Source organism: Bibersteinia trehalosi, from assembly GCF_004346205.1.
Taxonomy (GTDB): Bacteria; Pseudomonadota; Gammaproteobacteria; order Enterobacterales; family Pasteurellaceae; genus Bibersteinia; species Bibersteinia trehalosi.
Genome location: NZ_SMAM01000014.1, coordinates 1 through 10,180 on the forward strand (window position 1 = coordinate 1; position 10,180 = coordinate 10,180).

Annotated in this window: 8 protein-coding genes and 1 pseudogene; 4 read left to right on the forward strand and 5 right to left on the reverse strand. The window is 40.1% G+C overall.

Annotated features, from left to right (window positions below; translation table 11 throughout):
• From EDC51_RS10885 to rpsL, 4 genes and pseudogenes are all read right to left on the reverse strand, one after another.
• A pseudogene (locus tag EDC51_RS10885) lies at positions 1 to 80 on the reverse strand (GTP-binding protein); the annotation flags it as partial.
• A gap of 67 nt (positions 81 to 147) precedes the next feature.
• Positions 148 to 2,250 carry an elongation factor G gene (gene fusA, locus EDC51_RS10650; RefSeq protein WP_015431790.1) on the reverse strand — a complete coding sequence of 701 codons (2,103 nt, stop codon included), beginning with the start codon at positions 2,248 to 2,250 and terminating at the stop codon, positions 148 to 150.
• Between the two features lie 92 nt (positions 2,251 to 2,342).
• Positions 2,343 to 2,813, reverse strand: a complete 471-nt coding sequence (gene rpsG / locus EDC51_RS10655; RefSeq protein ID WP_015431791.1) for a 30S ribosomal protein S7 — start codon at positions 2,811 to 2,813, stop codon at positions 2,343 to 2,345.
• Positions 2,814 to 2,950: 137 nt separating this feature from the next.
• The gene (gene rpsL / locus EDC51_RS10660) at positions 2,951 to 3,325 is read right to left on the reverse strand and encodes a 30S ribosomal protein S12 (RefSeq protein WP_005543325.1); all 375 of its coding nucleotides are present in this window, start codon (positions 3,323 to 3,325) and stop codon (positions 2,951 to 2,953) included.
• Between the two features lie 385 nt (positions 3,326 to 3,710).
• Between rpsL and rpsU the strand changes: the two genes are divergently transcribed.
• From rpsU to EDC51_RS10680, 4 genes are all read left to right on the forward strand, one after another.
• Complete coding sequence (rpsU, locus tag EDC51_RS10665; protein ID WP_005598703.1) at positions 3,711 to 3,926, forward strand: 30S ribosomal protein S21; 216 nt, start codon at positions 3,711 to 3,713, stop codon at positions 3,924 to 3,926.
• Positions 3,927 to 4,083: 157 nt separating this feature from the next.
• Positions 4,084 to 5,838 (forward strand): DNA primase, encoded by a 1,755-nt coding sequence (dnaG, locus tag EDC51_RS10670; RefSeq protein WP_131928939.1) that lies wholly within the window; start codon positions 4,084 to 4,086, stop codon positions 5,836 to 5,838.
• A 93-nt stretch (positions 5,839 to 5,931) separates the two neighbouring features.
• A complete protein-coding gene (gene rpoD, locus EDC51_RS10675) occupies positions 5,932 to 7,794 on the forward strand; it encodes an RNA polymerase sigma factor RpoD (protein ID WP_015431793.1) in 1,863 nt (620 codons plus the stop codon).
• An 87-nt stretch (positions 7,795 to 7,881) separates the two neighbouring features.
• Positions 7,882 to 8,841: an RsiV family protein gene (locus EDC51_RS10680; protein WP_131928940.1), complete on the forward strand. Its 960-nt coding sequence runs from the start codon at positions 7,882 to 7,884 to the stop codon at positions 8,839 to 8,841.
• A gap of 89 nt (positions 8,842 to 8,930) precedes the next feature.
• On the opposite strand, the gene tal is transcribed toward EDC51_RS10680, so the two are convergent.
• Positions 8,931 to 9,881: a transaldolase gene (gene tal, locus EDC51_RS10685; protein ID WP_025267366.1), complete on the reverse strand. Its 951-nt coding sequence runs from the start codon at positions 9,879 to 9,881 to the stop codon at positions 8,931 to 8,933.
• Positions 9,882 to 10,180 lie beyond the last annotated feature (299 nt).

Sequence of the window (10,180 nt, forward strand, 5' to 3'; positions counted from 1 at the left end):
GTTTTACCATGGTCAACGTGACCGATTGTACCCACGTTTACGTGGACTTTATCACCACGGTTAAACTGTTCTTTTGCCATTTTTAAGTTTCCTTTGTTGTTGAAATCCCACCGTATCAAAATATACGGTGGAGTTTAAAGATAAAAATTATTTTTTGCGTGCTTCAATAACCGCTGCAGCAACGCTTGAAGGAGCTTCAGCGTATTTTAATGGTTCCATTGAGTATGATGCACGACCTTGAGTTTGTGAACGTAAGTCTGTTGCATAACCGAACATTTCTGAAAGCGGAACTTCTGCATTGATCTTAACAACGAACTCGTTTGCTTCTTGACCGTTTACCATTGCACGACGACGGCTTAAGTCACCGATTACATCACCGACATATTCAGGTGGAGTTTCTACTTCCACTTTCATAATAGGCTCAAGTAATACTGGGTTTGCTTTCGCGAAACCAGCTTTGAATGCCAATGATGCTGCTAGTTTGAACGCAAGTTCAGATGAGTCCACATCATGGTATGAACCGAAGTGTAAACGAACACCAAGATCTACTACTGGGTAACCTGCTAATGGGCCAGATTTAAGCTGTTCTTGGATACCTTTATCAACCGCAGGAATGTATTCACCAGGAATTACACCACCTTTGATTTCGTTCACGAATTCATAACCTGGACCTTCAGGATCTAATGGGTATAAGTCAATCACAACGTGACCGTATTGACCACGACCACCAGATTGTTTTGCATGTTTACCTTCAACATCTTTAACTGGAGTACGGATAGTTTCACGGTAAGATACTTGTGGTTTACCGATGTTTGCTTCCACTTTGAACTCACGTTTCATACGGTCAACGATGATGTCTAAGTGTAACTCACCCATACCAGAGATGATGGTTTCGCCAGATTCTTCATCAGTGTGAACACGGAATGAAGGGTCTTCTTGTGCTAAACGACCTAATGCTAAGCCCATTTTCTCTTGGTCAGCTTTAGTTTTTGGTTCTACTGCTACAGAGATTACTGGCTCTGGGAATTCCATACGCTCAAGGATAATTGGTGCATCTTGGGTACATAAAGTATCACCAGTACCTACATCTTTTAAGCCGATTGCTGCTGCGATGTCACCTGCACGAACTTCTTTGATTTCATCACGTTTATTCGCATGCATCTGTACGATACGACCTAAACGTTCACGTTTCATTTTCACTGAGTTATAAACAGTGTCACCAGAGTTTACCACACCAGAGTAAACACGGAAGAAGGTTAAGTTACCTACGAATGGGTCAGTTGCAATTTTAAATGCTAATGCTGCAAATGGCTCATCATCGCTTGCATGACGCTCACCTTCAGTTTCATCTTCATTGATACCTTTGATTGCAGGGATATCAGTTGGTGCCGGTAAGTATTCAATTACAGCATCAAGCATTGCTTGAACACCTTTGTTTTTGAATGCAGAACCACAGCAAACAGGGATGATTTCATTAGCAAGAACGCGTTGACGTAATGCACCTTTAATTTCTTCTTCGGTTAATTCTTCACCAGAGAAGAATTTATCCATCAATTCATCAGATGCTTCTGCTGCTGCTTCAACAAGGTTGTTACGCCATTCTTCACAAGCTTCAACCATATCTGCTGGAATATCTTCGTAAGTAAAGGTCATACCTTGGTCTGCTTCATTCCAGTTGATCGCTTTCATTTTAATTAAGTCAACTACACCAGTGAAGCTATCTTCTGCACCGATAGGAAGTTGTAGAGGAACTGCGTTACCACCTAAACGAGTTTTGATTTGCTCAACAACACGTAAGAAGTTTGCACCAGTACGGTCCATTTTGTTTACGAACGCAATACGTGGTACTTGGTATTTGTTAGCTTGACGCCATACAGTTTCAGATTGTGGTTGAACACCACCAACAGAACAGTAAACCATTACTGCACCGTCAAGAACACGCATTGAACGTTCTACTTCGATAGTGAAGTCTACGTGTCCTGGAGTATCAATAACGTTGATACGGTGTTCTGGGAACTGTTTAGACATGCCAGACCAGAATGCAGTTGTTGCTGCTGAGGTGATTGTGATTCCACGCTCTTGCTCTTGTTCCATCCAGTCCATGGTTGCCGCGCCATCGTGTACTTCACCGATTTTGTGGCTTTTACCTGTATAGAAAAGGATACGTTCAGAGGTCGTTGTTTTACCTGCGTCAATGTGAGCTGAGATACCGATATTACGATAGCGCTCAATAGGAGTTGTACGAGCCATTATTATTACCTTTAATGAATTCTCTAGAATTTATATACTTAATAGGCTTCATCGCAACCTTTGAGATGAAGCCTACAAAAATCAAAAATCGATTACCAACGGAAGTGAGCAAACGCTTTGTTAGCTTCAGCCATACGGTGAACATCTTCACGTTTTTTCACTGCTGAACCTTTATTGTCTGCTGCATCAGATAATTCATTAGCAAGACGTAAAGCCATTGATTTATCACCACGCTTACGAGCTGCTTCAACGATCCAACGCATTGCTAAAGCGTTACGACGAGCTGGGCGAACTTCTACTGGTACTTGGTAAGTAGAACCACCAACACGGCGAGATTTAACTTCTACAGTTGGGCGAACGTTTTCAAGTGCTACTTCAAATGCTTCTAACGCTTCTTTACCAGAACGTTGTGCTAAAGTTTCTAATGCACCGTAAACGATTGATTCTGCGATAGATTTTTTACCATCAACCATTAAAACGTTGATGAATTTTGCAAGTAATTCTGATCCGAATTTTGGATCTGGAAGAATCTTGCGAGGTTCAATACGACGACGACGTGGCATTGGGAATTTCTCCGTATAAAAAAATTTTCAGGGTTATCCAAAACTCATCTTTGCATAAGTATATGCTTTTGACTGGAGTTTATGGTTTAAATTAGTTTGACTAAATTAGACGTTTGGCCTTACTTAACGGAGTTCCATTAAGCCTTAGGACGTTTAACGCCGTATTTAGAACGACCTTGTTTACGATCTTTCACGCCAGCGCAGTCTAATGCACCGCGTACAGTGTGGTAGCGCACACCTGGTAAGTCTTTAACACGACCACCACGGATTAATACAACACTGTGCTCCTGAAGGTTGTGACCTTCACCACCGATATAAGAAGTTACTTCAAAACCGTTAGTTAAACGGATACGACAAACTTTACGTAATGCAGAGTTTGGTTTTTTAGGAGTTGTAGTGTACACACGAGTACACACGCCACGTTTCTGCGGGCAAGCCTCTAATGCAGGAACGTTGCTTTTTACAACCTTTTTCACACGCGGTTTGCGTACTAATTGGTTGATAGTTGCCATTAAAAAGCTCCAGTTAAAATAAAAAAACAATAAAAAAGCCTTTCAGTAAAGAAAGGACGGAGAATTCTAGCTTGAGATATAATCAATGTCAAGCACTAGCCTAGCCTTCGTCGTGGAATAAATAATGCTCCTTGTGATAGCTATTTGTTTCGTTGGCATAGGCATATCTTCTTAATTATTTATACACTGGAAATCAGATACCATAAGGAAAAAAGGAGCAAGAAGTTTTTTAACAATCAGAAAGGATAAAAGATATTTACATAATTCCTTTAATTAAAGTCTTTACTTCCCCAAAAGCCTGCGGTAGAATGCGACACCTTTTTTAGTTCTATGCCGCCACCTAATTGTGCGGTTAATTTAAATATTTTTTCTGAGGTGATGGCTTATGCCAGTAATTAAAGTTCGTGAAAATGAATCATTTGACGTTGCATTACGTCGTTTCAAACGCTCTTGCGAAAAAGCAGGTCTTTTAGCAGAAGTTCGTGCTCGTGAATTCTACGAAAAACCGACTACAATTCGTAAACGTGAGAAAGCATCTTTAGCTAAACGTCACGCTAAACGTAATGCTCGCGAGAACGCACGCAACACCCGTTTATACTAATTTATTAGTTAATAACGATTTAGTTGAAACCGTGAAACCTTTGGGGATCACGGTTTTGACATTTCTAGCATATCGATTTCAAGCGGTTTATTTAGGGAAATAATTTGCAAAATTTTTCACAAAATTAACCGCTTATTCTTAGGCTACAGGAGGATCAATGAAAGGCACTATTCCACGTTCATTTATTGATGATCTTGTGGCACGTACTGATATTGTTGAGCTAATTAACAGCCGAGTTAAACTCAAAAAGGCAGGACGAAATTATCAAGCCTGTTGCCCCTTCCACCATGAAAAAACACCTTCATTTAGTGTTAGCCCTGCTAAGCAGTTTTACCATTGCTTCGGCTGTGGAGCGCATGGTAATGCGATTACATTTTTAATGGAATATGAGCGGCTTGAATTTCCGGAAGCGGTAGAGGAACTTGCCGCATTACATAATCTTGAAGTGCCACGCGAGAATCTCAATGCTCGGGATGCTAAAGCGCAGGTAAGTTTTAAAACTAAGCGCGATTTGTATGAATTGATGGAGCAGATCTCTGCTTTTTATCGAGCGGTCTTAGCGCAAGATGAAAACGGCTTGTCATACCTTATTCAACGTGGCTTATCAGCAGAAATCATTGAAAAATTTGAAATAGGCTTCGCGCCGAATTCAATGGATACCGTATTACGCTATTTTGGTCGTAATCAAGATGAAGTGCAAAAATTACTTGATACTGGCATGTTATCAAAAAACGATAATGGGCGAGTGTATGATCGCTTTCGTCATCGGATAATGTTCCCCATTCGGGATAGACGAGGAAGAGTGATTGCTTTTGGTGGTCGAGTATTGGGTGATGAACGTCCAAAATATCTGAATTCTCCTGAGTCTGCAACTTACCATAAAGGCAGTGAATTATATGGGTTGTGGCAAGTGCTACAAATCAATGAAACCCCAACGAGTTTGCTAGTTGTTGAAGGTTATATGGATGTTGTTGCATTGGCTCAATTTGGTATTGATAATGCTGTGGCATCACTCGGTACCGCAACAACAGGTGAGCAGATTCAAGCAATGTTTCGGGTCACAGAACAGATTATATGCTGTTATGATGGTGATCGCGCTGGGAGAGAAGCTGCATGGCGCGCTTTGGAAAATGCTTTACCTTATTTATACGATGGCAGACAGCTTAAATTTATCTTTTTACCAGACGGGGAAGATCCCGATACCTTTGTGCGTTCGCAGGGTAAAGATGGCTTTGAAAGTTATTTACAGACAGCACAATCACTTAGCGATTTCTTGTTTGACTCATTGATTACTCAGGTTGATTTAAGTTCGAAAGAAGGCAAGTCTAAGCTCGCGAGTCTTGCTGTTCCATTAATTAAACGCATCCCCGGTGAAATGTTACGGTTATATTTACGAGATATGCTGGGGCAGAAATTGGGAGTGATCGACGCGTCACAGCTTGAAACAATACTTCCAGCTCAGCAGCCAGCTAAAATGCGATTGAAACAAGTTGCATTACCAAAGATTGAGCGTACACCAATGCGTTTGTTAATTGCTTTGCTGTTGCAAAATCCTCAATTAGTAGAATTTGTTCCGCGAGATATGACATTTCTTGCGGAGACAAATGAAAAAGGAATGGCACTGTTCTTGTCGCTAGCAAGCATTTGCCGTCAGCACCAAGGAATTACAATGGGAGGGCTGCTAGAACATTTGCGCGACAGTCAGGATTACCGTACCCTTGAATTATTGGCTAACTGGGATCATTTAGTCAGCCCTGAATATATCGAACAGACTTTTACCGAAACGTTGGATTATTTTTACAAAAAGTTAGTCAAACGGCGCATTGATATTTTGCAGGCTAAAGATCGCAGTTCAGGTTTAGAAGTGGAAGAAAAGCAGGAGCTGATTTTGTTATTATCAACAGACCGATAACAAGCGGTAAATTTCCTGTAAAATTTTACAAATATCAATAAAAGCGGTGGTATAATCCCACCTTATTTTTGCTCGCACAGAACGGATAGAATTATGGAACAACAATCTCAATTTGAAGAACAAGAATCTCAGCTAGAACAGCTAATTGCCACAGGGCGAGAGCAGGGCTATCTGACTATCTCAGAAGTGCACGACCATTTACCAGAAGAGTTGGTCGATGCGGATCAAATCGAAGATATTATCCAAATGATCAACGATATGGGGATCAAAGTATTAGAAACAGCTCCTGATGCAGATGAATTAATGCTTAACGGTAATATCGCAGATGAAGATGTTGTAGAAGAAGCAACTAAAGTGCTTTCTACGGTGGAATCAGAGCTAGGCAGAACTACAGATCCTGTTCGTATGTATATGCGTGAAATGGGTACTGTTGAACTCCTTACCCGTGAAGGCGAAATTGATATTGCAAAACGCATTGAAGAAGGGATCAATGAGGTTCAATGTGCGGTTGCAGAATATCCAGAAGCATTAACCGAGCTGATTGCACGCTATGCACAAGTTGAAGAAGGTACAATGCGTCTTTCAGATCTTGTGACGGCATTTGTTGATCCAAATGCAGAAGAAGCCGCGCCAATTGATGATATTGAAGCAGATTTAGCGGATGAAGAAGCTGAAGCGGCTGATGTAGAGGATGAAAATGAAGACGAAGATGGCGACAGCTCCGCGGATTCTTCGGATGATAACTCTATCGATCCTGAGCTTGCCCGAGAGAAATTTAATGCATTAAAAGAACAACACGAAAAAGCATTAGCGGCTATTCAAAAACATGGCCGTCATAAAAAGCAAGCAAGAGACCAGATTCAAGCACTATCCGATATTTTCCGTGAGTTCCGTCTAGTACCAAAACAGTTCGATCTCTTAGTTGAAACAATGCAGAATATGATGAAGCAAGTGCGGGCACAGGAACGTCAGATTATGCGTTATGCAGTGGAATATGCGAATATGAAGAAAGCGGATTTCTTGAAAGCATTCCAAGGCAATGAAACTTCAGATGCATGGATCGAAAAAGCGATTAATGCGAAAAAAGGTGGTGTACCAAAACTTGCAGATTATGCGGATAACATTCGCAATAATATTGTTAATTTACAGAAGTTAGAAGAAAACACGGGGTTAACAATCGCACAAATTCGTGAAATTGGTGGACGAATTGCTAGTGGTGAATTAAAAGCGCGTAAAGCAAAAACCGAAATGGTAGAAGCAAACTTGCGTTTAGTTATCTCTATTGCGAAAAAATACACTAATCGCGGCTTACAGTTCTTAGATTTAATCCAAGAAGGTAACATTGGTTTAATGAAAGCGGTGGATAAATTCGAATATCGCCGTGGTTATAAATTCTCCACTTATGCTACGTGGTGGATTCGCCAAGCGATCACACGTTCGATTGCTGATCAAGCACGTACGATCCGTATTCCTGTACATATGATCGAAACGATTAATAAGCTTAATCGTATTTCACGTCAATGCTTACAAGAGATGGGGCGTGAGGCAACACCAGAAGAATTGGCAGAAAAAATGGGTATGCCAGAAGATAAAATTCGTAAAGTGCTGAAAATTGCTAAAGAACCGATTTCTATGGAAACGCCTGTTGGTGATGATGACGATTCACATTTAGGTGATTTTATTGAAGATAGCACACTTGAGTTGCCTCTGGATTCTGCAACAGCAGAAAGTTTACGTATTGCGACGAATGAAGTCCTAGAAGGGCTGACTCCACGAGAGGCAAAAGTCTTGCGTATGCGTTTTGGTATTGATATGAATACAGACCATACATTAGAAGAGGTCGGTAAACAGTTTGATGTGACCCGTGAGCGTATCCGTCAAATTGAGGCGAAAGCCTTACGTAAGCTGCGTCATCCAAGCCGTTCAGAAACATTACGTAGTTTCTTAGATGATTAATAACTATCCCCTGTACTGCAACACGGTATAGGGGATTTTTCTACAACAAGCGGTTATATTTTTAGAATTTTTTGCAAAGGATCTGTTATGAAAAAATCATGCCTCGCATTATTAATAAGCACTGTTATTCTAATAACAGGCTGTGAAGATAAGATCAACACGCAAAAGCTGTTGGATGCGGAAAAAACTATTATGCAGTTGGAAAGTCAGCTGAGGGCTTCTCAAGCAGAAATAGAACAGGCAAAAAAACGGTTTCCTGCATTAAATGTTGAAATTGAGGCTCTGTTTAACAAATCGGAACATGTTGAATTAACCCAAGCTCAAAAGGAAGATTATTCGCTTGAATCAAGCGAAGTACGTGTTTTTGCATCTATTCCCAAAACTAAAGTGCAGTGGCTTGATCAGCTATTATTGACTCAATTTTTGCAATTTATCTTGCACATTGAGGCAGGAAACGAAGGCCTGCTAAATTCTCAGCAAGTTTTGTCGAAACAAGATGAAATTAGCCCAGAAACGGCAGTTCAGCACCTACAACAAGTTTATGATACGTTAATCGAAAATATAAAAGAATTTCCCGTTATTGGCATGCATAGTTCCCTTGAAAGCCAATATTTAGGACAGCGTAACCATCTTGTTTCATTTTCTATGCGGGTAGATGAGTATATGGGGGGAGCGCATGGTATGTATATGACACACTATGTCAATATTGATATTAATAAAAGAAAAGTTCTCACTTTAAATGAGCTTATTAATACAAAGCAGAGAGAAAAGCTCAAAGCATTACTATGGCAGACTTATCGTGAACAGCGTGTTGATGAAAATGGACAATATAATGGTTTTACTACGCCAGAAGAGTTTCGTGTTTCAGAGAATTTCTATTTTAGCCCGAATGGTATTGTGTTTGTGTATCCTCCTTATGAATTAGGTTCATTTGCAGAAGGCGAAATAGAGCTAGAACTTAATTGGTTTATGGCAAATGAAATGCTAAATCTCGATTATCAGCGTACACCAAAAGATGGGTTTAATCAGAATTCAACTGCCATGTAATTTTGTCATATTTACATAAAAACGAACCGCTTGTTGTGACTGTTGTAACATAACAAGCGGTTCATTTCTATTAGAAATTTGCTGAAAAATTATAATCTTGCACTAAGCATTGCTTCTAATTTCTCTTGGTCAATAGCAAATTTGCGGATACCTTCTGCAAGTTTTTCTACCGCCATAGGATCTTGGTTATGTTCCCAGTAGAACTCTGCTTCGCTCATTGGCGTTGGGCGCGCTTTAATTTCTCCATTGTAAGCCAGTTTACGTGGTAATTCAGCATTGGCTTCTTGCAACTCTTTTAATAATGCAGGAGCAATAGTGAGACGGTCACAGCCGGCTAATTCAGTAATTTCGCCAACATTACGGAAGCTTGCGCCCATCACAACAGTATTATAACCGTGTTGTTTATAATAGTTATAAATAGATGTAACAGAAATCACCCCAGGATCTTCCGCCGGCATATACTCTTTTTTATCTGAATTAGCTTTATACCAGTCTAAAATGCGACCAACAAATGGTGAAATGAGATAAACACCTGCTTCAGCACAAGCCCGCGCTTGTGCTTGGGAGAATAACAGGGTTAAATTACAGTTGATCCCTTCTTTTTCTAGTTGCTCAGCAGCCTTAATTCCTTGCCAAGTAGAGGCAATTTTGATCAGAATGCGATCATTTGCAATACCTGCATCATTATAAAGTTTGATCAGCTTACGTGCTTTTGCAATAGTTTGTTCTGTATTATAAGAGTAACGAGCATCCACTTCAGTTGAAATGCGTCCTTTTACTACTTTCAAGATCTCCAAACCGATATTAACCGCAAGTTTATCTTCTGCATCAATTAGCTGTTGTGCTTTATCATCACTTTGTGCTTTAGCATAAGCAATGGCTTCATCAATTAAGGGAGCATATTGTGGCAAAGCAGAAGCGCTGAGAATTAAAGATGGATTAGTTGTAGCATCCTCTGGTTGATAGGCTTTGATTGCATCAATATCACCAGTATCTGCAACCACAACAGTCATTTCGCGTAATGCGTCTAATTGGCTCATAGTTTTTCCTTTTTTGAGATTATAGAAGAATAAAAAGAGCAATATGATAGCAGTAGTTCTTAAATTCAGTATGTTGTTTTTTGTGATATAGATCACGTTTTGTAGAATTTTTATAAAAATTAACCGCCTGTAGTCGTTAATTTCAGCATGACGAAGAAAAGTTCGCCAAGCGGTCATTTTTTTTAGATTTTTTGCAAAAAAGCACTTGCAAAGGATTTTGAAATCTCTATAATGCACGCCATCGCAACGACGCACTGTTGCAAAGATAAATTTTCCAGTGCGTCGTTCTTTTTTGTTCT